20 protein-coding genes and 1 tRNA gene are annotated in these 23,101 nt (G+C 67.4%); 10 read left to right on the forward strand and 11 right to left on the reverse strand.

Annotated elements, in window-relative coordinates; translation table 11 throughout:
• Positions 1-3: 3 nt before the first annotated feature.
• Together AB0H36_RS25465 and AB0H36_RS25470 are read right to left on the reverse strand one after the other, a co-directional pair.
• Positions 4-1,626 carry an ABC transporter substrate-binding protein gene (locus tag AB0H36_RS25465; protein ID WP_360528186.1) on the reverse strand — a complete coding sequence of 541 codons (1,623 nt, stop codon included), beginning with the start codon at positions 1,624-1,626 and terminating at the stop codon, positions 4-6.
• Positions 1,627-1,634: 8 nt separating this feature from the next.
• Positions 1,635-2,723, reverse strand: coding sequence for a C45 family peptidase (locus AB0H36_RS25470; protein WP_360528189.1), 1,089 nt, complete (start codon positions 2,721-2,723; stop codon positions 1,635-1,637).
• Positions 2,724-2,805: 82 nt separating this feature from the next.
• On the opposite strand from AB0H36_RS25470, the gene AB0H36_RS25475 reads away from it, so the two are divergent.
• From AB0H36_RS25475 to AB0H36_RS25485, 3 genes are read left to right on the forward strand one after another with little or no spacing between them, the layout of a single operon-like run.
• On the forward strand, positions 2,806-3,696 hold the full coding sequence (locus AB0H36_RS25475) for a MurR/RpiR family transcriptional regulator (protein ID WP_360528193.1): 891 nt from the start codon (positions 2,806-2,808) through the stop codon (positions 3,694-3,696).
• Entirely contained in the window at positions 3,696-4,682 is a 987-nt protein-coding gene (locus AB0H36_RS25480) for a proline racemase family protein (RefSeq protein WP_360528196.1), read from the forward strand. Before AB0H36_RS25475 ends, AB0H36_RS25480 begins: the two co-directional genes overlap by 1 nt.
• 17 nt (positions 4,683-4,699) lie before the next feature.
• Positions 4,700-5,023, forward strand: a complete 324-nt coding sequence (locus AB0H36_RS25485; protein ID WP_360528199.1) for a putative quinol monooxygenase — start codon at positions 4,700-4,702, stop codon at positions 5,021-5,023.
• Here AB0H36_RS25485 and AB0H36_RS25490 read toward each other — a convergent pair.
• From AB0H36_RS25490 to AB0H36_RS25505, 4 genes are all read right to left on the reverse strand, one after another.
• Positions 5,016-5,438 carry an SgcJ/EcaC family oxidoreductase gene (locus AB0H36_RS25490; RefSeq protein WP_360528202.1) on the reverse strand — a complete coding sequence of 141 codons (423 nt, stop codon included), beginning with the start codon at positions 5,436-5,438 and terminating at the stop codon, positions 5,016-5,018. The two genes, AB0H36_RS25485 and AB0H36_RS25490, sit on opposite strands and share 8 nt — an antisense overlap.
• Positions 5,439-5,455: 17 nt before the next feature.
• A complete protein-coding gene (locus AB0H36_RS25495; RefSeq protein ID WP_360528205.1) occupies positions 5,456-6,535 on the reverse strand; it encodes an NAD(P)-binding domain-containing protein in 1,080 nt (359 codons plus the stop codon).
• A 90-nt stretch (positions 6,536-6,625) separates the two neighbouring features.
• Positions 6,626-8,188 (reverse strand): response regulator transcription factor, encoded by a 1,563-nt coding sequence (locus tag AB0H36_RS25500; protein ID WP_360528208.1) that lies wholly within the window; start codon positions 8,186-8,188, stop codon positions 6,626-6,628.
• 10 nt (positions 8,189-8,198) lie between these two features.
• Positions 8,199-8,489 carry a hypothetical protein gene (locus tag AB0H36_RS25505; RefSeq protein WP_360528211.1) on the reverse strand — a complete coding sequence of 97 codons (291 nt, stop codon included), beginning with the start codon at positions 8,487-8,489 and terminating at the stop codon, positions 8,199-8,201.
• 88 nt (positions 8,490-8,577) lie between these two features.
• Here AB0H36_RS25505 and AB0H36_RS25510 point away from each other — a divergent pair, with 88 nt between their 5' ends.
• The 5 genes from AB0H36_RS25510 to AB0H36_RS25530 all read left to right on the forward strand — a co-directional run bounded on the left by AB0H36_RS25510 (position 8,578) and on the right by AB0H36_RS25530 (position 15,952).
• Positions 8,578-9,297 (forward strand): endonuclease/exonuclease/phosphatase family protein, encoded by a 720-nt coding sequence (locus AB0H36_RS25510; RefSeq protein ID WP_360528214.1) that lies wholly within the window; start codon positions 8,578-8,580, stop codon positions 9,295-9,297.
• Positions 9,298-9,404: 107 nt separating this feature from the next.
• Entirely contained in the window at positions 9,405-10,832 is a 1,428-nt protein-coding gene (locus tag AB0H36_RS25515) for a DUF3375 domain-containing protein (RefSeq protein ID WP_360528217.1), read from the forward strand.
• Positions 10,829-11,419, forward strand: a complete 591-nt coding sequence (locus AB0H36_RS25520; protein ID WP_360528220.1) for a DUF4194 domain-containing protein — start codon at positions 10,829-10,831, stop codon at positions 11,417-11,419. The genes AB0H36_RS25515 and AB0H36_RS25520 overlap by 4 nt, the downstream gene beginning before the upstream one ends.
• A complete protein-coding gene (locus tag AB0H36_RS25525) occupies positions 11,412-14,810 on the forward strand; it encodes an ATP-binding protein (protein ID WP_360528223.1) in 3,399 nt (1,132 codons plus the stop codon). The genes AB0H36_RS25520 and AB0H36_RS25525 overlap by 8 nt, the downstream gene beginning before the upstream one ends.
• Complete coding sequence (locus tag AB0H36_RS25530; protein ID WP_360528226.1) at positions 14,807-15,952, forward strand: Wadjet anti-phage system protein JetD domain-containing protein; 1,146 nt, start codon at positions 14,807-14,809, stop codon at positions 15,950-15,952. The genes AB0H36_RS25525 and AB0H36_RS25530 overlap by 4 nt, the downstream gene beginning before the upstream one ends.
• A gap of 138 nt (positions 15,953-16,090) precedes the next feature.
• On the opposite strand, the gene AB0H36_RS25535 is transcribed toward AB0H36_RS25530, so the two are convergent.
• Positions 16,091-16,164, reverse strand: a tRNA-Met gene (locus AB0H36_RS25535).
• 115 nt (positions 16,165-16,279) lie between these two features.
• Between AB0H36_RS25535 and AB0H36_RS25540 the strand changes: the two genes are divergently transcribed.
• Both AB0H36_RS25540 and AB0H36_RS25545 read left to right on the forward strand, forming a co-directional pair.
• Positions 16,280-17,242 carry a GNAT family N-acetyltransferase gene (locus AB0H36_RS25540; RefSeq protein ID WP_360528229.1) on the forward strand — a complete coding sequence of 321 codons (963 nt, stop codon included), beginning with the start codon at positions 16,280-16,282 and terminating at the stop codon, positions 17,240-17,242.
• A gap of 117 nt (positions 17,243-17,359) precedes the next feature.
• On the forward strand, positions 17,360-17,932 hold the full coding sequence (locus AB0H36_RS25545) for a hypothetical protein (protein WP_360528232.1): 573 nt from the start codon (positions 17,360-17,362) through the stop codon (positions 17,930-17,932).
• Between the two features lie 100 nt (positions 17,933-18,032).
• Here the strand turns inward: AB0H36_RS25545 and AB0H36_RS25550 are convergent, their stop codons facing one another.
• The 4 genes from AB0H36_RS25550 to AB0H36_RS25565 are packed head-to-tail and all read right to left on the reverse strand — an operon-like array spanning position 18,033 to position 23,092.
• Positions 18,033-21,020: a UPF0182 family protein gene (locus AB0H36_RS25550; protein ID WP_360528235.1), complete on the reverse strand. Its 2,988-nt coding sequence runs from the start codon at positions 21,018-21,020 to the stop codon at positions 18,033-18,035.
• Positions 21,017-21,634 (reverse strand): PPA1309 family protein, encoded by a 618-nt coding sequence (locus tag AB0H36_RS25555; protein ID WP_360528238.1) that lies wholly within the window; start codon positions 21,632-21,634, stop codon positions 21,017-21,019. Before AB0H36_RS25555 ends, AB0H36_RS25550 begins: the two co-directional genes overlap by 4 nt.
• A gap of 43 nt (positions 21,635-21,677) precedes the next feature.
• Positions 21,678-22,715, reverse strand: coding sequence for a PDZ domain-containing protein (locus tag AB0H36_RS25560; RefSeq protein WP_360528241.1), 1,038 nt, complete (start codon positions 22,713-22,715; stop codon positions 21,678-21,680).
• On the reverse strand, positions 22,712-23,092 hold the full coding sequence (locus AB0H36_RS25565) for a hypothetical protein (RefSeq protein ID WP_360528244.1): 381 nt from the start codon (positions 23,090-23,092) through the stop codon (positions 22,712-22,714). Before AB0H36_RS25565 ends, AB0H36_RS25560 begins: the two co-directional genes overlap by 4 nt.
• Positions 23,093-23,101: the final 9 nt, after the last annotated feature.

Genomic DNA, 23,101 nt, shown 5'->3' on the forward strand with positions numbered 1-23,101 from the left:
CACTCAGGCCCCCTTGGTCCCCAGGTCGGCGGCCCACGGGTAGTAGCGGTAGCAGCCGCTCGCCGGCACCCCGGTCACCTTGCTGGACAGCGCGACCGTGCTCGGGCTCTGCACCACCGGGATCCACGGCATCGCGTCGTTCCAGCGCTTGGCCAGGTCGATCGCGATCGTCGCCCGCTCCGCGTCCTCGAGCGCGGCGCGGCCCTTGCTGACCAGCTCGTCGTACGCCGGGTCGCGCAGCAGCCACTGCACCGAGGAGTTGGTGGCGCCGTTCTTGTAGAAGCCGACCGGGTCGTTCTTGGAGATGAAGTAGTCGTCGCTGAACAGGTCGGCGGTCTTGCGCACCGACTCGTCGGTCATGTCGTAGCCCTGGGTCGGGATCTGCGTGATCGTCGCCTGCAGCCCGATCTTCTGGGCGGCGTCGACGACGGCGTTCGCGATCACGTTGCGGACCGGGCTGCCGTCGCTGGCGACCACGATCGGCTGGGTCTGGCCGACGTCCTGCACCAGCTTCTTCGCCGCGTCCAGATCGGCCTGCTGCGGCGAGGCGGGCAGTCCGCCGAGGGCGTCGTACGCCGCCTGGAACTTGGCCTTCTCGTAGCCCCACGCGCCGGAGCCGACCGGTTCCTTCCAGGGCTGGCCGAGACCCGAGAGCGCCGCCTTGGAGACGCCTTCGCGGTCGATCGCCAGCGCGAGCGCCTTGCGGAGCCGGACGTCCTTCAGGGCGCCCTTCTCGGTGGCCATCAGGTTCCAGACCCGGGTGTCGGGGCCCTGGCTGACCGTGGTGACGCTGCCGGCGGCGAGCTGAGTCGCCGAGGACAGGTTCTCCAGGTACGAGCCGGTCGCGGCGCCGGTGACGAGCGAGTTGACGATCACGTCGTCACTGCCCCACTTGAAGGTGATCTTGTCCGTCTTGGCCGCCTTCTCCGGGTTCCAGTACGTCGCGGCCTTGGTCAGCGTGATCTGCTTGCCCGGCGACCACTCGCTGAGCTGGAACGGGCCGGTGCAGGCGTCCTTGCCGTCCGGGCCACCGAACCTCTTGCCCTGGGACTCGACCAGCTTGCGGCTCCAGACCACGCCCGCGTCACCCGCGATCGCCTCGACGAAGACGGCGTCCGGCTGCTTGAACTTGACGGTGATCTCGTTCGGCCCGGTCTTCGCGACACCGGTCACGTTGACGTACTCGTCGGACTCCGAGGCGCCTTCGGCCGAGTGCCGCTGCAGGCTCCACAGCACGTCGTCGGCGGTCATCGGGCTGCCGTCGTGGAACTTCACGCCCTGGCGGATCGTGAAGACCAGGCTGGTCTTGTCCTTCCACTCGTACTTCTCCGCCAGCCCGGGCTTGAGCGTCAGGTCGGGCTGGAGCTGCAGCAGGCGGTCGCAGACGTTCGCCATGATCAGGTCGCTCTGCGAGTTCGCCGCGTCCGCGTCGAGATCGAGCGACCGCGGTTCCTTGGTCATGAACCAGGTCGCCTGGTCGAGCTGACCGGCCGCGGCCGGCGTGCTGTCGACGAGCTTGACCTGGTCCTTGACGGGCGACTGTGCGGCGTTCTGGCCACCACCACACCCTGCGAGGAGGAGTACGGCGGAGGCACAGAGCACCGCACTCACTGGCTTGGCGGACATGGGGACTCCTAGTCGTAAAGATTGAAGGGGACGAGCTCGTATTCGTGCTCGCAGGGTGTTCCGGGCGTCACGTAGTACTCGCCGGTGGTCAGATCGACGCAGGTGGACAGCAACGTCGACCACTGGCGCAACGGGTGCAGCCGATCGTCCGGGTGGGCGCAGAGCGAGTCGGGGTGACCCAGGTGGTCGGACATGGCGGTGCGGATCGCCTTGCGGACGTCGGTCGACGTCTGGGCGTCGCGCAGACCCTGTTGGGCGCGCGGGACGCGGAGCAGCGAGTCCGGCGACATCGGGCGGTGGTCGGCCGCCAGCTGCGGCGGGACGAACGCCTGGTAGTGGTTGCCGTGCACCAGCAGCCCGTCGGTGGGGTATTCCCAGCCGTGGGCGCCGGGGGTGGTCTCGAGGTCGATGCTGTAACCGGATCGGTCGGTCAGCAGCGCGTTGCTCGCGATGTGCGCGCGAGTCTTGACCAGGACCTTGAGGGCGTCGGAGATCGAGGCCGAGTCGAGGACGAGCCGGCGGATGACGGTCTGCGGTACACCAACGGTGTCGTCGAACCGGCCGCCGAGCCCGTTGGCGTTCAGCGCGATTCCGCGGTCGTTCGCGCCGTGCCTGCCGATCTGGCCGGCCTCGACCTGCATGACCACGGTCGGTTTCGGCGGCTGGACGATCCGCAGGATGACGACGGTGTCGCGGACCGCGTGCCGCCAGTCCCAGTTCTGGCCGACGTAGACGTGCCCGTCGGTCGCCGTCAGCGAGTACGACGTGCAGCCGTCGGGGACCTCGTCCACCTCGGCCGGCAGCGGGGCGTCGTACACGATCTCGCCGCGGCAGTTCAGCACCACGATCTCCCGGGTGGAGACGCCGGCGCCGTCCGCGATGCCGCGGATCTCGTCGTACAGGTCGGGGAAGTCGCTGCTGATCAGGCGCTCCCAGGGGGCGGACTGCTCGAGGATCTGCGCCCAGGTCCGGCCGGTCTGCAGCTCGAACGCCTGGCCGTAGTACTCGATCGCCGCACCGATCAGGTCCGCTGCGGCGCGACCGTACTGCCGTCCGCGATCATGAGCGGAGGGACTGGACACTTCGATGATCCGCATCAGCTTCCTTAGACGATGTGTTACAGAACTGGGTGTGCTTGGATGAGTTGTTACAACTGCGATGGGACGGGATGATACACAGATGGCCGATGATGTAACAGGGGTTACGAGAAATCCGGCGATCGCCGAACTCCGGAGCCGGATCCGGGACCACTGGGACGAGTTCACCCCCGCGTCCCGGGCGGTCTGCCGGTCGCTCTCGGAGATCTCGCCGGAGCGGCTGCTCTACCTGTCCGCGGCCGAGCTCGGGCAGCTGAGCAAGACCAGCAACGCCACCGTCGTGCGCACCCTGCAGTCGCTCGGGTACGCCGGGTTGGCCGAGCTGAAGGACATGGTCGCGTCACCGTTCCAGCACCCGAGCCGGCGCGAGGAGCGGCTGCGGAGCCGGATGGAGGCGACCGGCGGCGACCCGAAGCACGTCTGGGACCGGGTGATCACCGAGGCGCTGGAGCGGATCGAGTTCCTCAACCAGCACATGTCGGTGGACGCCTTCCAGGAGGCGGTCCGGCTGCTGCTCGACGCGCGCGAGATCACGACGTACGGGTTCGGCGCCAACTACGTCGCGGCGGAGCACCTCACGCTGAAGCTGCGCCGGTTCGGCCGCCGCAGCCGGTGCATCCAGACCGCCGGGTTCCGGCTGGCCGACGACCTGCTGGCGATCGGGCCCGACGACGTGGTGATCGTGATCGCCCCCGGCCGCCTGGTCATCGACGCCGAGGTCGTGATCGACCGGGCCCGGGCGGTCGGCGCCGGCATCATCCTGCTCAGCGAGCAGCTCATCGCCGAGCGGCTGGCCGGCGACGTGACCGTGGCGATCCACGTCCCGAACACGGTCACCGGGATCACCGCGGAGGTGCTGACCACGATCGTCACCACCGACGCGCTGGCCCAGGCCGTCGCGGCCGCGGACACCGAGCTGACGCTGGAGTCGGCGCACACGCTCGAGTCGCTTCGGCAGCAGTTGGGGTTCTGATGCTCTCGGTGGATGTCGTCGACTACCACACCGGTGGCGAGCCGTTCCGGATCGTGTCATCGGTGGAGGTCCCCGGCGCCTCGGTGCTCTCCCGGCGAGAGTTTGCGCAGACCTCGGCGGACGTCGACAGGGTCCGGCAGTTGCTGGTCAACGAACCGCGCGGGCATGCGGACATGTACGGCGGCTTCGTGGTGCCGGGCGATGACTCCGCCGCGCACTTCGGCGTGCTGTTCTGGCACAAGGACGGGTACTCGACGGCGTGTGGGCACGGGACGATCGCGCTCGGCGCCTGGGCGGTGGAGACGGGCCTGGTGGCCGCCTCGCCGGACGGGGTGACGGATGTGGTCATCGACGTACCGTCCGGACGGGTGGTCGCGCGGGTCACGTGCTCTGGTGGCGTGGTGTCCAGCGTCGCCTTTCGCAACGTTCCGTCGTACGTCTTCGCTCGTGGTTTGGCGGTGTCGACCTCGCGTGGGGAGACGGTGGCCGACGTCAGCTTCGGGGGTGCGTTCTACGCCTCCGTCGCGGCGTCGTCAGTCGGGCTGTCGGTCACACCCGACTGCTACGCCGACCTGATCGCGGTCGGGCGGGAGATCAAATGGGCGCTGGACTCGCAGGCCGTGCACCCGACCGACCCGCGGTTGAGCGGGATGTACGGGACGATCTTCTACGACGACCTCGGCTCCTGGGACAGCGGACCGCGTCAGCGGAACGTGGCGATCTTCGCCGACGGTGAGGTGGACCGGTCGCCATGCGGCTCGGGTACGTCGGCCCGCCTGGCCCTCCTGTACGACGAGGGCCGGCTGGCGGACGGCCAGGTGCTGCGGCACGAGTCGATCGTCGGCAGCACGTTCCTCGGCCGGGTCGTCGCGGAGGCCGACGGCGGCGTGATCACGGAGGTCGAAGGTGCGGCGTACCGGACCGGCACCGCCACCTTCAGCCTCGACCCCCGCGACCCGCTCGGCACGGGTTTCACGCTGCGCTAAGCACTAGCATCGGGCGCATGATCTTCATCACCGCGAAGTTCCGTGTCCAGCCCGAGCACGCCTCGGACTGGCCCTCGATCACGGCTGAGTTCACCCAGGCGACCCGGTCCGAGCCGGGGTGCCTGTGGTTCGACTGGTCCCGCTCGATCGACGACACCGACGAGTACGTCCTGGTCGAGGCCTTCGCCGACGACGACGCGGCCAGCGCGCACGTCACCTCGGACCACTTCAAGGCGGCTCAGCAGCACCTCCCGCAGTACCTGGTCGAGACGCCGCGGATCGTCAACTTCAAGCTCCCCCAGAACGAGTGGTCCGAGTTGGGCGAGCTCGCGGTCAAGTAGTCACGACCACCGTGTTCTGCGCGGCCGCGATCTGCCACCTGCCCTCGTCCTTGGCCAGGAAGTAGACCGGGCTGCCGTGCTCCACCGGCAGTTCGCCGGTGGAGCCGTCGCGGCGCTGGTAGGTCTGGTTGACGTTGACGACCGCGATGTCCGGCCGGACGAACAGCAGGTGGTCCGGGACGTAGGTGGCGTACGAGTCCTTCGTCGCCCCGGGCAGCACCCGGCTGGTGAACTCGGCGATGGTGTCCCGCCCGTACAGCCGCTTGCCGTGCCCGGTCACCCACAGCGCGTCCTTGCGGAACAACGCGATGAACCCGTCCACATCCTCGGTGCTCTGAGCATCCTGTACGGCGTCGACCAGCGCCACGATCGCGTCGACGTCGGCCTGGCTCGGGATCTCTCCTTCGATCTTCATGACCCCGAGCGTGGTAGTTAAACCATGCTTGAGGTCAAGACGCTCCGGCCGGCGATCTGCCGGACGACGTACGCCGCGTCCTTGCCGACTCCGCCGACGGTGTGCGAGTTGAACATGTACTGGAACTCCTGCCCCAGCACGTACAGCCCCGGCTGTCCGACCACCGCGCCGCGCTGGTTCGCGAGCCGTCCGGACGAGTCCAGGCCGGGCAGGTCGATCCAGCCGAAGTCGGGCAGGAAGCCGGTGGCCCAGATGACGTTCGCGACGTCGAGCAGGTCGCCGTCCTCGGTCTGCGGCCGGCCGTCGACGACCGCGCCGATGCGCGCGACGCGTTCGATGCCGACGGCAAGGAGGTCCTTCTCCTTCTGCCGGATCAGGAACTCGCCGTGCCCCTCGAGCGCCTCGGCCTGCACCTTGCGGCCGGGCTTCTTGTCCTCGGTGAGGATGTGCTCCCAGACCCACCAGATCAGCGGGAACGCCACCCTTCCCTGCCAGCCGCGCACCTCGATCGGGATGTAGCCGACGTTCCGGCCGGCCAGCAGCACCTTGTGCGTCTTGCCGACCTCGACCCCGATCTCGGCGCCGGAGTTTCCCGCTCCGACGATCAGCACCGTGCCCGGCTGCAGCTGTCCGGGGTTGCGGTAGTCGGCCGAGTGCAGCTGGACGATGTCCGGCGACAGCTCACCGGCGAAGTCCGGGATCTTCGGCACCCGGTGCACGCCGGTCGCCAGGATCACGTTGTCGGTCTCGAACGACTCGGTGCCGGCGGTGACGCGGAAGCCGTCGCCCTCGCGGAACAAGCCGTCCACTCTCGTGCCGAGGCGGATCGGCAGCTGCTGCTGCTCGGCGTACCGCTGCAGATAGGCGGCCATCTCGTCCTTCGACGCGAAGCTGAAGCCGCCGCCGAACTTCTCGCCGGGCAGGTTGTTGCGGTTGGACGGAGTGAACAAGGCGAGCGAATCCCAGCGGTTCAGCCACGACCCGCCGACCCGGTCGGCCCCGTCCAGGATGACGAACGGCTTGCCGCGCTGCGCCAGGTGGTAGCCCGCCGACAGCCCGGCCTGCCCTGCTCCGATCACTACTGTCTCGTACCTCATGGTCCCTCCTTCGATGGTGTTTCGAAGGTAGGAATCCGGGCTGTGCCGGTGCGTCGGCGAAAGTACCCAACGGGTCGAATGGGTACCTGCTCAGACGAGTTTGTGTTCGAAGCCGTAGGCAGTGGCCGCCGACCGCGACGAGACGCCGAGCTTGATGAAGATGTTGCTCACGTGCCGGTCGACGGTCCGTTCGCTGAGCACGAGCTGTGCCGCGATCGCCCGGTTGGTGGCTCCGGTGGCGACCAGGCGTAGTACCTCGATCTCGCGCTGTGTCAGCTGACCGTCCTGGCGCTGCAAGTCGGTCTTCGCGCCGAGCTTCTCCAGCGTCGCGCGCGCCGTCACCGTCTCCCGGTCCGCCGACTCGCCGTCGCCGAGCGCTCGGCAGGCGTCCGCGATCAGCAACCGCGTGCGAGCCTCCTGGTACGGCGCTCGCAGTTCGACCCACCGCCGGAGCGCGGCACGGGCCGGGGTGAGCGCAGCCTCCGGGTGGTCGCCGGCGAGCTGGATCATCGCCTGGGCCTGGTCGCACAGTGCGCCGACCACTGCTGTACGGCACTTTTTAGCGAAGATGCTCAGGCCCTCGACCGCTGCCGCGGCTGTCTTGGCGTCCCCGGCCGCGAGGAGGATCTCGGTCGCGGCGAAGAGGACCTCGATGCGTTTCGCGTCGTCCTGCTCCTCGGACAGACAGCGGCGGATCATCGCCGCGGCTGCCTGCACACTGCCCTGCTGGAGCCGCAGCAGGGCCAGCCCGGGCTGCGGGTCGGTGCCGAGCCGGCTCGCCTCGGTGAAGCACTCCTCGGCATCCGTGAAGTGGCCCTGGAGCCGGTCGAGGTTCCCCCGGACGTACGCCGCGACCCCGACGGCCCACAGGTCGACCTGGTTCACACGGGCAAGGTCCTCGCGAGCATCGGTCCAGTCGCCGCGCAGTTGCTTGAGCTCGGCGCGTCGTACCTTGCACTCGCCGGTGAAGTTGCCCAGCTCGGGCTGGCTGTCGCACCAGCGAGTCATCGCGGCGGTCCACTGCTCTGCGCGACCCAGCTCGTACACCGTCCAGCAGCCGGTGATCGCACCGCAGTAGACGATGCCGGTCACCATCGGCGACAGCTCACCGGACGACAACTCGACCATGGCTTCGTCCAGCCTGGATAGGCCTTCACTCGAGCGGCCAGCCTGCAGCAGGAGCAGCCCTTGCTGGTGCAGCGCGAGCCCCACCAGGTCGCGGCTGCCGAGTCGGCGACCGGCTGCGACCGCCTCGCCGACAATCGCGATCGCTTGGTCGAGCTCGGTGACCTGGAAGGCCTGGCTCATCCCCAGCACAGCGGCCGGCACCGAGTCGGTGCCGTCCTCCTCGATCAGCCGGGCCGCTCGCGCCAGCCAGCCGCCGCCGGCCACGACGTCGCCCTCGACCATGCGCTGCATACCGGTCCAGAGCGCTGCGCCACCCGCCCCTAGCAAGTCGCCTTGGGCGAGCAGTTGCTCGTAGGCGCGCTCACGGATGGCGTGGTAGTCGTCCATCCGGCCCACCAGCATCGCTGCGACGGCGTAGCGATCCAGGTCGTCGGCGCTGAGGCCGTCCGCCGCGGCGAACAGCTCGTACGCGCGCGCCCAGCGGCGTACGTCGTACGCGCTCCGAGCCTCGGCAATAGCGTCCACGAGCCCAGTATCAGCCGCCGTGCTCGATCCGGTGCTGCTCTGCCAGCTCTTCGAAGTGGTCCGCCGGCGCCGGGCTCAGCACGACCTCGCTTGCACCGACGACTTCCTGCACTCGCTCGACCACCTCAGCCGCCTTCGCCGGCGACGCGTAGATCCCCAGCACCAGGTCGTCCTGCCCACTCACCGAGAACCCCCACGGCACCTCACACGGCCCGTCATGCCCCTCCACCGGACACAAGACGCGAGCCACCGGCTCCTGCAGACTGAGCTCCCCACCTCGGATCAACACCTCGAAAGTCATCACACCCCGCAAACTACTGATTCCCCACCGCACCCACATCGGGGTTTCCGCCGGGATCTACCCTGACCCGAGCTACGACTGGAGGCGTATGGGCAAGTTGTCGGTTGCAACTTTCAACACCCGGGGGATCCCGGTGCTGAGATCACGGCTGCGGGAACGGTACGGCGTGATCGGGCGCGAGTTCGAGGGGTCGGACCTGGAGGTCGTCAACGTCCAGGAGGTGTTGACGTACTACCACTTGAGGCAGCTGGTCCGGTGGATGCCGTCTTACCGATGGATCAGCTACCGACGCTCCCTGGTCGGACCGGCCGGCGGGTTGGCGACGTTCTCACGCCGACCGGTCGAAGCCACGGACTATGTCCGCTTCTCCTCGGGGTTCAAGGGCACTCTGGTCACGCGCCTGGCGTTCGGATACGTCGTCAACACACATCCGACCGCGAACGTCGACGGAGACTGGTCGGAGTCCAACCGCTTCTACGACACGCATCGCGCGCAGCTCGCCGTACTCGCCGATGTCGTCGACGCGCTGCCAGGGCCGGCGATCGTGTGCGGCGACTTCAACGTGCCACGCGACAGCGACCTCTTCCGTTCCTTCATCGCCAAGGCCTTCCTGGTAGACGCGTTCGCCGGCGCGTGTCCCCCGACCTTCCGCGCCGAGTACCTCCCGCCGGGCCGCACCTCGCAGTGCATCGACTTCGTGCTGGTCACCGGAGCCGTCAACGTCGAGTCCGCCGACCTGATGTTCACCGACCGCCCCGACATCTCCGACCACCTCGGGTTGTCCGTCAGGCTGAGCGTTTCCGGGTGAAGCGGAATGAGCACGCAGCAGCAGGGAGGGTGAGCTTCGCACGGCACGCGCTCTACCCAAAGTGTCGGCGGACCTATCTACGCTTGGTCGAGCCGAAAGGGGGCCATATGGAGTACGACGGTATCGAGCGGTTGCGCGACCGGCATCCCGCGTGGCGACTCCTGCGGGCAACGAACGCACCGCTCGTGCTGTCGTTCCTCGGCCGGTTCTTCGTGGAGGACAACCACGGACCGACCCCAGCGGCCGCCCTCGAAGCAGCACTTGACGACGTTCTCTACACGCTCAACTCAGGTGCATCTGAGGACCCCCGCTATCCCCGTCCCGCCCTCGACTATCTCGAGGACTGGGCAGCGGCGGAGGCGGGCTGGCTACGTCGCTTCTATCCGCTCGGCTCCGACGAGGTCCACTACGATGCCACACCAGCGTTCGAGAAGGCGTACGCGTGGGTAACCGGCCTTCAGACCAGGCCGTTCGTCGGTACCGAATCGCGGCTGCAGACGATCGTCGATCTGCTCCGTCAGATCGTCCACGGCACCGAGACCGATCCGGGCGTCCGGCTGACCGAGCTCCGGCGGCGACGCGCAGGTATCGACCAGGAGATCGCCGATGTCGAGGCCGGCATCGTGACGACACTCGAGCGGACCGCGCTACTCGACCGCTACCAGCAGTTCGCCGGCATCGCCCGGGAGTTACTGTCGGACTTCCGGGAAGTGGAGGACAACTTCCGCGCGCTGGACCGAGCCGCTCGCGAACAGATCGCAGCGTGGGACGGAAGCAAGGCCGATCTGCTCGCCGACCTGATTGGGAGCCGCTCGGACATCACCGGATCCGATCAGGGGCGCACCTTCCAAGCGTTCTACGACTTCCTGCTCTCCGAGTCACGCCAGGACGAGCTTGCCGGGCTCCTGGCACGGGTGCAGTCGCTCGACCAACTCGACGCCGACCTTCGTCTGCGGACGATTCACCACGACTGGTCGGAGGCGGCCGAACGCACCCAACGAACGGTCCGGCTGATCTCGGAGCAATTGCGACGGTTCTTGGACGACCAGATCTGGCTGGAGAACCGGCGAGTGCTCGATCTCGTCAGGTCGGTCGAGGCTGCGGCATTGGCCTGCCGGGAGCAACCGCCGGATGTCGGACTGCAGGTCGACGTACCGGGAATCGCGGTTGCTCTGCCGTTCGAGAGGCCCCTTTACGACGCCCGTCCGACAGCGCAGCTCGACAGCCTGCTGGGGCCTGCTGACGATGAGGTCGTGGATGTGGCTGCACTGCTCGGGCAATCGTTCGTCGATCCGGTTCGGCTGGCCGACAACATCCGATCCCTCGTCCCGGAGCGCAGCTCCGCCCTGCTCGAGGACATCATCGGCCTCTACCCACTCGAGCACGGTGCGGCCGAGATCATCGGCTATCTCGCCCTATCGGACGACGACATCGAGGTCACCATGGACGAGGACGACGAGACACTTGTCGAGTACGACCAGGGTGGCGTCTTACGGCGAGCACGGCTGCCGCGGGTCACGGTGACCCGACGATGAGAACGCCGGAGGAACATGCGGTTGCGACCGCGATCATCCGCCTGATGCGAGGCGTGGTCTATCGCGAGACTGACGAGGACACCTGGTCCGCGCTCGACCGCCATGCAGGCCCGGTACGCGATCACTTCGCTGCGATCGGGGTGGACCTGGTCGTGGACCACAGTGAGGGCTACGCCTACCTCAAGAGCCGCGACGAGGACGAAGGCGAGGAAGCGTTGCCGCGGCTGGTGAACCGCCGAAGCCTCACTTACAACCTCAGCTTGCTGCTTGTCCTGCTGCGAAAGCGCCTGGTGGAGTTCGAAACGACGGGCGGCGAAGGCAAGCTCGTGCTCACCCGTGACCAGACCGTCGAGATGCTCAGGCTGTTTCTCGCCGACTCGACGAATGAAGCCCGAGTGATCGACCAGGTGGACACGACCATCAGGAAGGCCGCAGAACTCGGCTTCCTGCGGCAACTCCGAGGCCAACCAGACCACTGGGAGGTTCGGCGCATCCTGAAGGCGTACGTCGATGCGCAGACCCTGTCCGACTTCGCAGGCAAACTGCAGGAGTACGCGAGGACGGCCGGAGGAGGCGACGATGCCTGACGGATTGTTCTCTTCGGTCGAACTCGAGCCGAGCAGCCACGCCGGCTACCGGCTACAACGACTCGAGGTCTTCAACTGGGGCACTTTCGACAAGCGCGTCTGGCGGTTGATCCCTGGTAGCGAGACTGCGCTGCTGACCGGCGACATCGGCAGCGGCAAGTCCACGCTCGTCGATGCGATGACAACATTGCTTCTCCCGGCCAACAAGATCTCCTACAACAAGGCCGCGGGCGCCGACGCCAAAGAACGAACACTGCGCAGTTACGTCGAGGGCCACTACAAGTCCGAGCGTATCGAGTCGTCCGGGACGTCGCGCGCGATCGGCCTGCGAAACCACACGTCGTACTCCGTGCTCCTGGGTGTCTTCGTCAACGAGGGGTACGGCGAGACGGTCAGCCTCGCACAGGTGTTCCATCAGAAAGACAAGGCCGGCCAGCCGGACCGGTTCTTCGTCACATCACCCAAAGAATTGTCGATCGAGAGCGACTTCACAGCATTCGGCACGGACCTGAACGATCTGCGCCGGCGGCTGCGCGCGTCCGGCGCCGATATTCACAAGGTGTTCCCCGACTACGGCCGCCGGGTGCGGCGGCTGCTCGGCATCAAGTCGGAGCAGGCGATGGAGCTTTTCCATCAGACCGTATCGATGAAGTCGGTGGGCAACCTCAACGAGTTCGTACGCAACCACATGCTCGAGCCGGTGGACGCAACAGAGAAGGTCAAGGGCATCGTCGCCCATTTCGAGGACCTGACGAAGGCGCACGACACCGTCACCCGAGCACGGGAGCAACTCGAGGCATTGCGCCCCCTGGTCGCTACCAGTGATCGCTACGACGAGGCCCTCGCACGTCGTGGCGACCTGGAACTGCAACGGGACGCCGCACGGATGTATTTCGCCGAGTTGCGGATCGGTCTGCTCAGCTCGGAGATCGAGGCCAACACACAGCTACGCGACGAGCGCGCGAACCAGATCAAGGTGAGGCGTGAGGTCACGGAGGGACTGGCGCGCGAACGCGAGGACTTGATCACAGCGCGAGCCGGCGCCGGCGGGAATCGGGTGGCCGAGTTGGAGCGGCTGGCAGCTGACGCGACTACGCAGGCGGCGCATCGAAGGGAACGCCGTTCGAGATTCGATTCGCGCGTGTCTGACGCCGGGCTCACCGCGGTGTCGGACAGCATCGGTTTCTCCGCCCTGGCGGCAGTCGTGCGAGAGCAGTCGACCATCGTCGCGGCAACGCAGGCCGGGCTGGACGAGAAGGTGGCTGAGCTGACCGGTCGGAGGCAGGAACGGCGTCGTCTCGGCGAGGAAACCCGCGCCGAACTTGCGAGCCTGGCGAGCCGCACGAGCAATCTGCCGAGCAGCCAACTCGCCGTACGACGGCAACTCTGTCACGACCTCGACCTGTCTGACGACGACGTGCCCTTCGCCGGCGAGCTTCTCGATGTGGCGGAAGAGTTCGGTGACTGGAGGGGAGCCGCCGAACGAGTCCTGCGCGGATTCGCTCTGTCGCTTCTTGTTCGACCCGCGCACTACGACAGGGTCGCCCGGTGGGTCAACGAGCATCGGCTGACCTACCGGCGCAACGACGGCCGCGTGACTGGAACCAAACTTGTCTACGAGCGAGTTCCGGCCCGCCGCGTACCGCTGCGGCCTCGCCGCACAGGTTCAGGTCTCCTGTTGGCCGATTGCATCGAAGTGCGGGACGGTGAGTTCCGCGATTACCTGGCTGACGAGCTCATCAAACGCGCGGATTACCGCTGCGTCGAGACGATTCAGGAGTTTCGGTCCGAGCATCGTGCGGTGACCCGCGAGGGGCAGATCCGGGCGGGCGAGCGGCATGAGAAGGACGATCGGTCGAGGGTCGATGATCCCCGTTCCTGGGTGCTCGGTTGGGTCAACGAGCGGAAGATCGATGCGCTCACTGAACACCTCAAGGAGCAGCAGGACTCGCTGCTCGCTGCCGAGGATCAGTTACGCGATGCGCAGACAGAGCGTGAGTCACTTTCGACGCGCGGGACCGCACTGGCACGGCTGGCGGAGTACACGTCTTGGATCGACGTCGATTGGGAGGACGCCGAGAGTCGTGCGGCCAGGGCCGAAGATGAGCGTGCCCGGCTGATCAGTGGATCGACGGAGCTGGCAGAGATCGAGCGGCGCCTGGCCGAAAACGCGGGGCAGGCGGAGCGACTCGCCGACGAGCTGTCTGGCCTGACCCGCGAGATCGGCAAGCTTGAGGACCGCATCGAACGCGATACCGCCGACCGTGGGACGGACGAAGCACTCGTCGCTGCACAGCAGGCCACGACCCTTGAGACCGCGCGCCTGTCGTACCCGGATCTGACCAGCCGGCTCGGCAAGGCCATGCCTCGCACAGCGGCCTCGTGCAGGCCTGTCGCGGAATCGCTGACCACAGAACTGCAGGCAGCGATCGACCGCATGGCAAAGGAGCTGGGCGGCTACACGCAGAGCATCCTGCAGTACATGAGCGACGTACGCCGCCGTTGGCCGGAGGCAACGACCGAGATGGATGCAAGCATCGAGGCGCGCAGCGAGTTCCGAGAGTTCCACGACCGGGTCACCAATGACGACCTGCCTCGTTTCGAAGAGGACTTCAAGCGCCAGCTGAACACCAACACGATCAGGGAGCTGGCGCAGTTCAACAACTGGCTGCGGCGTCAGTCGGAGGAGATCCGCAGCCGAGTGGACCGGATCAACGAGGCACTCGGCGCGATCGACTACAGTCCCGGACGCTACATCCGTCTGGACACCGAGCGCACAGTCAACCAGGAGATCCAGAACTTCCGCACCGATCTACGGGCCGCAACGGACGACACTTTGGCACCGGAGGACGATCACTACTCCGAGCAACGGTTTCTCGACGTCCAGCGCATCATCGAGCGGTTCAGGGGCCGGGAGGGACACAGCGACAGCGACAAGGCCTGGACCCGCAGGGTCACAGATGTGCGCAACTGGTTCACATTCTCCGCCTCCGAGCGCGAGCGGCTCACCGACGACGAGTGGGAGCATTACCGTGACTCCGACGGCAAGTCCGGCGGGCAGAAGGAGAAACTCGCCTACACGATCCTGGCGGCCTCGCTTGCCTATCAGTTCGGCCTCGAGTGGGGCGCAGCAAAGTCGCGTGACTTCCGGTTTGCCGTCATCGACGAGGCCTTCGGCCGAGGTTCGGACGCGTCGACCCGGTACGCACTCGAACTGTTCGCGAAGCTCGGGCTGCAACTGCTCATCGTCACCCCGCTACAGAAGGTGCACGTGATCGAGCCATATGTCCGGTCGATCGGGTTCGTCGACAACCCAGGCGGGAGCTACTCCCGCCTGCAGACCTTGACGATCGAGGAGTTCCGGGAACGCAGGGCAGGGCACCAGGCATGACGGGATGGACAACGGTTGCCGATATCCACGCGCGTATCAGGCGCCGCTGGGACGATGGCACGCTGCTGCGCGCGCTGTCAGCGGGCGATCCATTTCCTGTCATCGAGATACCGTTGAGCGGCCCGCGGCCCGCTCAGATCGGCGACGATCTCGCCGCAGTGCAGTCGTGGATCGCAGCCCTCGACTCCGGACGGCGCGATGACAGGCACTACTCGCTCGAGTTCGCGCCGGTCGGTGGCCGGGTGTTCGGCCGTAACCGCATCCCGAGTCGCGCCAAGGTGGCGACGTACGACCAAGTGTGGGCACTGCTCGGCGTCGGCCGCGAGGTGAGTCGATACCGCGAAATCCTGGCGCTGGCCGCCGCCGAACCCGCCGTCCGATCGTGGATCGCCAGCCAGCCGTTGCGAGCACTCGCACTCGACCCGGCCTGGCCTGCACTGCTCGCTGCGTACCGCTGGCTCAGCAACGAGCGCGACTCTGGGAAGTACCTTCGCGAGATCAGCGCTCCCGGTGTCGACACGAAGTTCGTGGAACAGCATCGAGCTGTGCTTTCCCGGTTACTCGGCGTCCCGGCATCGTCGACGAGCTTCATCGCCGCCCTCGGCCTGCGAGCAAAGCCAGAACTGATCCGCGTACGCTCCGATCCCGCACTCAGACTGGCTGGGCAGTTCAGCGACGCAACCGTCCGGGTCGAGGAGCTGGCCCAACTCGATCTTGAGGCCCGCCGTGCAGTCATCGTAGAGAACGAGATCACGTTCCTCAGCGTGCCTGTGCCCGCTGGTGGAGTCGCCATCTGGGGAAAGGGATTCGAAGTCAACCGGCCGGGATCGCTACCGTGGCTGCGAGGCACAGAGGTGCACTACTGGGGGGATCTTGACACGCACGGGTTCGCCATCCTCAGTCAGCTGAGAGCCTGGCTGCCGCAGACACGATCCTTCCTCATGGATCGGGAGACGCTGCTGGCCCATCGTGGGCGTTGGGTCCAGGAGAGCTCGCCAACGGCAGCTGCCCTCGAGCGCCTGACAACAGATGAGGCAGCCCTGTACTCCGATCTGGTGACCGACCGGCTGGGCCTGCGGGTCAGGCTCGAACAGGAGCGAATCGACTGGGTGTGGGCCGAGAAACGGCTCCCGTACGTATAGCTCTGCAACCGGCCGCAATCAGCACCCCTAGGGCCCAGACCTGCTCGTCGCAACGCGGTAGAAGGCCGACGTGAGAGCCCAACCACATGTCCCCCGGACAAACGAAGGCCCGGACCTGATGGTCCGGGCCTTCTTCCGTAGCGGGGGCAGGATTTGAACCTGCGACCTCTGGGTTATGAGCCCAGCGAGCTACCGAGCTGCTCCACCCCGCGTCGTTGTGGTTTTAGTTTAGTGGATCGGGGCTGAGCAACCAAATCGGCTCCCGGGGTGGCGGTGGGTGACTCAAACCCCGTGCCAGCTGCGGGTGGGACGGCGTACCTTCCGGGTATGTCCCGACACGTCATCCGCCCGTTCGAGGAGGCGGACCTGCCCGCGGCGGCCCGACTGCTCGCAGAGCGGCACAAAGAGCACCGGAAGCGGCACCCTCTGCTGCCGGCGGACTACGAGGACGAGCAGCTCGCAGTGGTCGAGGTCACAGCCCTCTGGGAGAGCGAGAGCGCCTCTGGCGCCGCGCTGACAGAGGGCGGCGAGCTGATCGGCTATGTGCTGGGGGTGCCGAAGGCCTCGTCCTGGGGCCCCAACGTCTGGGTCGAGGCCGCCGGCCACGCTGTACGTGAGCCAGAACACATCCGCGACCTGTACGCCGTTGCCGCCGCCAAGTGGGTGGACGAGGGCCGCATCGCGCACTATGCGCTGGTGCCCGACGACGCGGAGCTGGTGGACGCGTGGTTCCGCCTGGGGTTCGGCTCGCAGCACGCACACGCCATCCGGCCGGCGCCGACCACACCGCTGGTCGCACCACCTGATCTGACGGTACGGCGTGGCACGCGCGACGACATCGCCGTACTGGCTGAGCTGGACCTGATCCTGCCGCAGCACCAGGGACGGTCGCCGGTGTTCAACTCCGGGGAGATTCCCACACTCGAGGAGGCGCTGGCGGATTGGGAGGAGTCGATCGACGACCACGACTACGCGACCTTCGTCGCCGAGTACGACGGTCGCGTGATCGGCTCGTCGATCGGGTGCTCGCTGGAGAAATCGAGTGCGCACAACGGACTTGCCCGGCCGGACAACGCGGGGTTCCTGGGCTTCGCCGCCGTACTGCCGGAGGCGCGGGGTCACGGTGCCGGGCGTGCGCTGGGCGAGGCGGTGGTGCAGTGGGCGGCTGACACCGGCTACACGTCGGTGGTCACCGACTGGCGGGTGACGAACCTGTTGTCGTCACGGACGTGGCCACGGCTCGGTTTCCAGCAGACCTTCCACCGGCTGCACCGGTTGATCGGCTACTGACGAAGCTTTTCCACAGCTTCGAAATCGCCGTCCGGGTGGGGCTGCGATCGGTGCATCTTCCAAGGCAAGAAGACGCTCTGCAGCGGGTAGGGCGTCGACGTTGCTCAGGAGACAGCCATGACGCGTTCTTCCCTTGGTTCCCGAGTCGTACCGCAGGCCCGTCGTATCGTGATCGGGAGCGCGGTCGTCCTCGCCGCACTCGGCGCCTGGACGACCGCCCCGGCCGCCGCCGAGCCGCGTCCTGGGTACGTCGTGGCTCCCCCATCGACCGAGCAGAGGGCTGACAACTTGGACGGCTTCGTCATCGAGCACCTTCCGGCCGGCGTCGGCACGCCGACCGACTTCGAGTACGAGTGGGAGGACATCCGCTTCCACAGCCGGGTCTGGGAGACCGGACCGGATCCCGAGGGCGCCTACAAGGTCGACCTGACGATGAAGACGCTGCGCGGCGAGAAACTGACCGATCTCGAGGCGCTGAAGGCGTTCCTGATCGAGTACGAGGAGAAGGACCCGGACACCTGGGAGCTCCGCGCGGTCAAGATCGGTGCGTACGACGGCCTGATCGCGGACGGCGACGAGGTGTTCTACTTCGTCGCACCGGGAGTCGCGGCCGAGGTGTCGCTCGATCGCGGGCGCTTCTCCGAGCAGGATCTGCTCGACACGGCGACGGGCTTCCGCCCGGAGGACTGATCCCGGCCGGTGCCTGAGGCAACTGATGCTGCAGGCAACGGCACGGGGCGGTGACCCCGACTGGATGTCGGTGTCGCCGCCCCGGATGAGCAGCCTCGAATCAGCCTGTCGGCGACGACGGCGGAGTCGACGGAGCCGGAGTGGCTGACGGTGTCGCGGTCGGCGCACCACTCGGCGCCGGTGTGCCCGGCGTCGGTGTGGCTCCCGCCGCCACGGCACGGTCGAGCGCTGCCTTCATCAGTTCGACCTGCTTCTGGTACTCCCCGAGGTTGCCCTTCTGCAAGGCTGCCTGGGCCGCCGCGTAGGCCGCCTGGGCCTGGGCCAGCGCCTGCTTGACCGTCTGGTTCGTGGTCGGCGGGTTCTGGTTCGGGTTCTGGTTCGGTGGTTGCTCACCGGTGCTGATGTTGGTGTCGAACACCTTGTTCAGCGCCTCCTGCAGCGTGCTGCCGTAGGCGACGCGGTCACCGAAGGACACCAGCACGTACCGGAGCACCGGATAGCTACCAGGTCCGCTGGTCCGGACCGAGTAGACGGGCTGGACGTACAGCAGACCACCGCCGAGCGGAAGTGTCAGCAGGTTGCCGAACTGTGCTCTGGCACCGCTGGTCGGCTGGTTGATCGGGAGCAGCGCCGATCTGATCCCGTCATCGGTCTGGAACTTGTTGAACACCTGTCCAGGACCCGGGATCTGCACGTTCCCAGGTAGTCGGAGGATCCGGAACTTGCCGTAGTCCGGCGACGTCGCCTCGGCGTCGACGGCCATGAACGCGGTCAGGTTCTCGCGTTCCGCGTTCGGCACGTACACCGAGGTGAGCGAGAACTTCGGAGCGTCCTGATCGGGCATCCGCAGCGAGAGGTAGAACGGAGGCTGTTTCACTTGAGCAGACGAGTCCGCACCGGACGAGACCGCCGTCGGATCCGCCGGGACGCGCCACAGGTCGCTGTTCTGGTACCAGGTGGTCGAGTCCTGCACGTGGTACTTGGCCAGCAGGTCGCGCTGGACCTTGAACATGTCCTCCGGGTAGCGCAGGTGGGCCATCAACTGGGGCGAGATGTCCGAGCGCGGTTTGACCGTGTCCGGGAAGGCCTTCATCCAGGTCTTCAGGATCGGGTCTTCCTCGTCCCAGGCGTACAGCTCGACCGAACCGTCGTACGCGTTGACGACAGCCTTGACCGAGTTGCGGATGTAGTTGATCTCCTCACTCGGCTGCTGCGCGATGGTGCCGCGGCCGGTGGTGGTGTCCCGGGTGCTGTCGTCCAGGGCGACCTTCTCGGAGTACGGGTAGTTCGCCGACGTGGTGTAGCCGTCGACGATCCAGACGACCTGACCGTCCACGATGGCCGGGTACGGGTCGCCGTCCGGAGTCAGCCACGGCGCGGCCTTCTCGACGCGCTCGCGCGGATTGCGGTCGTAGAGGATCTTCGAGTCGGTGTTCACCCGGCTGGACAGCAGGACGTTCGCGTCCCGGAACTTCGTGGCGTAGAGCAACCGGTTGAAGAACGTTCCGACCGGCACGCCGCCCTTGCCGGCGTAGGTGTTCAGCGTCGGGTCGCCACCGTTCTTGCCCTCCGGCGTGTCGAGCTCGACCGCTTGCCCGCCCTTCGGGCCGCCGACGATCGAGTAGTCCGGGGACTGCTCGCCGAAGTAGATCCGCGGCTCGTAGTCACCGAGGTCACCTCTCGGCGGCAGGTCCCTCTCCGACCAGACCGGCGTACCGTCCGCGGCGCGCTGGTTGCCGTTCGCGGCGACGACGCCGTATCCGTGGGTGTAGACGGTGTGGTCGTTGTTCCAGTTGCGCTGACCGGCCGGCAACCGGTCGATCTGCACCTCGCGGACCGCGATCACGGTGTCCTTGACCTCGTTGCCGATCTTGTACCGGTCGACGTCGAGGTCCGTCGGGAACGAGTAGAAGCCGCGGACCTGCTGCAGCTGCTCGAAGGTCGGCCCGACCACGCTCGGGTCGATCAGCCGGATACCCGGCAGGACCTCGGCGTCACGCGCGAGCTCGGCCGGGGTCGCCGTCGTGTTGGCCTGGTAGTTGATCACCTGGCTGTCCTCCAGGCCGTATGCCTGACGCGTCGCCTGGATGTTCTTCGTGATGTACGGCGCCTCACGCACCGGCTCGCTCGGCCGCACCCGCAGCTGCTGCAGAGCCGCCGGCCACAAGGCACCGAGCAGGATCGCCGACAGGATCAGCACTACGGTCCCCACACCTGGCAGCAGCCAGGTCCGGCGGACCACGTTGGCAAAGAACAAGCCCGCGCACAGCACAGCAATGACCGCAAGGATCTCCTTGCTGGGCAAGACCGCATTGTCACCTGTGTAGGAGATACCGGTGAATAACCGGCTCTCCGACGTCGTCAGCCCGTAGCGGTCCAGCCAGTAGCTGAAGGCCTTGAGGAGGACCAGCAGGCCGAGCAGCACGGAGAACTGCACCTGCGCCGCACCGGAGGCCTTCTGTCCCTTCGCGGACGGGCGGAAGCCGCCGTACAGGTAGTGCGTGATGACGGCCGCGACCAGCGACAGCAGCACGATCGAGTAGCCGAAGCCGAGCAGCACGCGCAGCCACGGGTAGTCGAAGACGAAGAACGCGATGTCCTTGTTGAAGTGCTTGTCGGTGACGCCGAACGGGGTCCGGTTCCGCCAGGCCAGGAAGACCTTCCACTCCCCCGACGCGGCCGATCCGCCGAACACCAGCATCAGCGTCGCGATCACGCCGATGGCGATCTTGCCGCGCTGCTGCAGCAGGTCGCCGTACCGCTCGAACCCGGGGCTCGGCGACGGTGCGAGGGCGACCCGTGGCCGGGTGCGGTACGCGATGATGATGTTCGCGACCACGGCCGCCGCCATCAGCAGGCCGATCACCACGAACAGCAGCACCCGGGTCCCCAGCACGGTGCTGAAGACCGAGCCCAGGTCCACCGACCGGTACCACAGCCGCTGTGTCCAGACGTCGGTGAAGACGCTGAACAGGATGAGCAGGACGATCAGCGTCGCGATCGTCGGCAGCAGTGCCCGGGGCCGTCCGCCAGATGTTCGCCGCGTCCGCCGCGGCTCCTCCGGCATGTCATAGACGCCGTCGCTCATGGTCGGTTCTCCTCGTCGTCACTCATGCCGTCGACCCCAGGACCTTCGCCCGGCCGGCTGTCGGCCGAAGGTTCGAATGTCAAAGACAGTACTTCGCACAGCGTGGGGACCAAGTCGGTGCCGGTCAGCACCGCACTGTCCTCGTCATGTGAACGTAGCCGAACGGCCCCGAAGCGGGCGCCTTCGCGCAGCACCGCGGCGACCATCCGGACCTCGTGGCGGCGTGGGTCGCTGCCCGCCATCCGGGCGAGCTCCGCGTCGGACTCGACGCCGGACAGGCCGGCTTCGGCCGAGGCCGGCAGCACGACCCGCTCGATCGCGAGCGCGCAGCCGCTGACGCCGTCCGGCCACTCGATGCGGCCCAGCGCATCGGCCAGGTGTTCGTCCTCGAGGCCGCCGGGCAGCTCGCCCTGCGCGACCGGGGTCAGCGGCTGGGACGCGTCCTCGGCGCCGAGCTCGGCGGCCAGTTGCGGCTCGGCGCGCAGCAGTTCATCGGTCGGGACCAGGGCGAACAGTTGCGCGGGCTGGTCCCAGCCCGCGCTGCTCACGTGCTTCTCGATCTCGATCACCGCGCGGCTCAGCGCGTCGGGAGGCAGAGTGCCTACGGAATCCATGCCGCCTGATCTTCCCTTCGGCTGGCCGGTACGTTCTGGTGGCTCACGGCGTACATGTCGGGACCGATCCACTTCCGGTGGACAGCGCCTTGAGGGCGCCGATCGCCTCGTTCAGCGTGGTGATCTTCACCAGCTGGATGTCCTTCACGTCAGCGTGCAGCGCGGCCTCGCAGTTCGGGCCCGGGACCAGGAACACGGTCGCGCCGTCCTCCTTGGCGCCGGCGATCTTCTGCTGGATGCCGCCGATCGCCCCGACCTGGCCGAGGGCGTCGATGGTCCCGGTGCCGGCCACGTGCTTGCCGTCGAGCAGCGGGCCCGGGGTCAGCTTGTCGTAGATGGCGAGCGCGAACGCCGTACCGGCGCTGGGGCCGCCGATGTCCTGGCCGAGGTTGACCGTCACCTTCACCTGCGAGTCGATGCCGATCGTGATGCCGACCATCGGGCGGGTCGCCTCTCCTGGCGTGGCCGCGGTCTTCAGCAGCACGGTCTGCTCGGCGGTGCCGCGGCGGATCAGGAAGATCACGTCGTCGCCGACCTTGTGCTCGCGGACGAGCTCGCCCACCTGCGCGACCTGCGACACCGTCTTCCCGTCGACCGCGAGTACGACGTCGCCCGGCTTGAGCTTGCCGTCCGCCGGGGTGTCCTTGGCCACCGTGGAGACCTTCGGGTGGAACGGGACCCTCGCCGCCTGCAGAGCGGCCGCGATCGCGCTGTCCTGCGAGCCGGTCATCTCCGCGGTGTTCTGCTCCTCGACCTCGTCGGCGCTCTGCTCCGGCGGGTAGATGATGTCGCGCGGGAACAGGTCGTGGTGCGGGTCGAGCCAGTTGCGCATCGCCTGCGGCAGGGTGAGCTCGCGCTCGGGCGAGGTGACCGAGACCGTGGTCAGGTCGAGCCGGCCGGAGGTCGGGAACGTCTGGTGCCCGGTGATCTCGATCACCGGCTTGCCCTTGGACTCGCCGAGGGTGTCCTTCACCGGACCCGGGCTGAACGAGACGAACGGCACCGGAAAGGCGGTGACCAGCCCGAGCGAGATGACGAGCACGACGATCGAAGCGACCAGCGTGGCGGTACGACGTGTCACGAACCCTGCCCTGCGATCTTGGTGGAACCGAACGTCTCGGCCGAACCGAGCTTCCTGGTAACGGCAAGCGTCCCTGATGAGTCCAACGCTCCGGCCGGCCCAACCGTCCCGGCTCCACCGAAGCCGGTCACGACGGATCGCTGCACAGCCCCGCCGCCCGAGTCCTTGGAGGTACGGCGGAACGGGCCGCGACGACGCTCCGGAGTGGCTCGCGGGCCGGGCGCAGCGAGGGTCTCGTTGAACCGACGGAAGTCCTCGACCGATGCGAAGGCGCCGCCGGACCGGCGCGGACCACGGCTCCGCCCGCGCCACGCGGCCCAGCACATCGCCAGGAGCGTGGCGACCAGCGGGAACGCCAGCCACGCCAAAACCCTCATCCGGCCACC

The organism is Kribbella sp. NPDC050820 (assembly GCF_040653975.1).
Taxonomy (GTDB): Bacteria; Actinomycetota; Actinomycetes; order Propionibacteriales; family Kribbellaceae; genus Kribbella.

Excerpts from the sequence above, each read along its gene's own strand:
- AB0H36_RS25490 (WP_360528202.1), bottom strand. The coding sequence starts at position 5,438 with ATGAAGATCGAAGGAGAGATCCCGAGCCAGGCCGACGTCGACGCGATC.
- AB0H36_RS25485 (WP_360528199.1), top strand. The coding sequence starts at position 4,700 with ATGATCTTCATCACCGCGAAGTTCCGTGTCCAGCCCGAGCACGCCTCG.
- AB0H36_RS25470 (WP_360528189.1), bottom strand. The coding sequence starts at position 2,723 with ATGCGGATCATCGAAGTGTCCAGTCCCTCCGCTCATGATCGCGGACGG.
- AB0H36_RS25515 (WP_360528217.1), top strand. The coding sequence starts at position 9,405 with ATGGAGTACGACGGTATCGAGCGGTTGCGCGACCGGCATCCCGCGTGG.
- AB0H36_RS25545 (WP_360528232.1), top strand. The coding sequence starts at position 17,360 with ATGACGCGTTCTTCCCTTGGTTCCCGAGTCGTACCGCAGGCCCGTCGT.
- AB0H36_RS25555 (WP_360528238.1), bottom strand. The coding sequence starts at position 21,634 with ATGGATTCCGTAGGCACTCTGCCTCCCGACGCGCTGAGCCGCGCGGTG.
- AB0H36_RS25530 (WP_360528226.1), top strand. The coding sequence starts at position 14,807 with ATGACGGGATGGACAACGGTTGCCGATATCCACGCGCGTATCAGGCGC.
- AB0H36_RS25525 (WP_360528223.1), top strand. The coding sequence starts at position 11,412 with ATGCCTGACGGATTGTTCTCTTCGGTCGAACTCGAGCCGAGCAGCCAC.
- AB0H36_RS25505 (WP_360528211.1), bottom strand. The coding sequence starts at position 8,489 with ATGACTTTCGAGGTGTTGATCCGAGGTGGGGAGCTCAGTCTGCAGGAG.
- AB0H36_RS25520 (WP_360528220.1), top strand. The coding sequence starts at position 10,829 with ATGAGAACGCCGGAGGAACATGCGGTTGCGACCGCGATCATCCGCCTG.
- AB0H36_RS25540 (WP_360528229.1), top strand. The coding sequence starts at position 16,280 with ATGTCCCGACACGTCATCCGCCCGTTCGAGGAGGCGGACCTGCCCGCG.
- AB0H36_RS25550 (WP_360528235.1), bottom strand. The coding sequence starts at position 21,020 with ATGAGCGACGGCGTCTATGACATGCCGGAGGAGCCGCGGCGGACGCGG.
- AB0H36_RS25565 (WP_360528244.1), bottom strand. The coding sequence starts at position 23,092 with ATGAGGGTTTTGGCGTGGCTGGCGTTCCCGCTGGTCGCCACGCTCCTG.
- AB0H36_RS25475 (WP_360528193.1), top strand. The coding sequence starts at position 2,806 with ATGGCCGATGATGTAACAGGGGTTACGAGAAATCCGGCGATCGCCGAA.
- AB0H36_RS25465 (WP_360528186.1), bottom strand. The coding sequence starts at position 1,626 with ATGTCCGCCAAGCCAGTGAGTGCGGTGCTCTGTGCCTCCGCCGTACTC.
- AB0H36_RS25510 (WP_360528214.1), top strand. The coding sequence starts at position 8,578 with ATGGGCAAGTTGTCGGTTGCAACTTTCAACACCCGGGGGATCCCGGTG.
- AB0H36_RS25480 (WP_360528196.1), top strand. The coding sequence starts at position 3,696 with ATGCTCTCGGTGGATGTCGTCGACTACCACACCGGTGGCGAGCCGTTC.
- AB0H36_RS25495 (WP_360528205.1), bottom strand. The coding sequence starts at position 6,535 with ATGAGGTACGAGACAGTAGTGATCGGAGCAGGGCAGGCCGGGCTGTCG.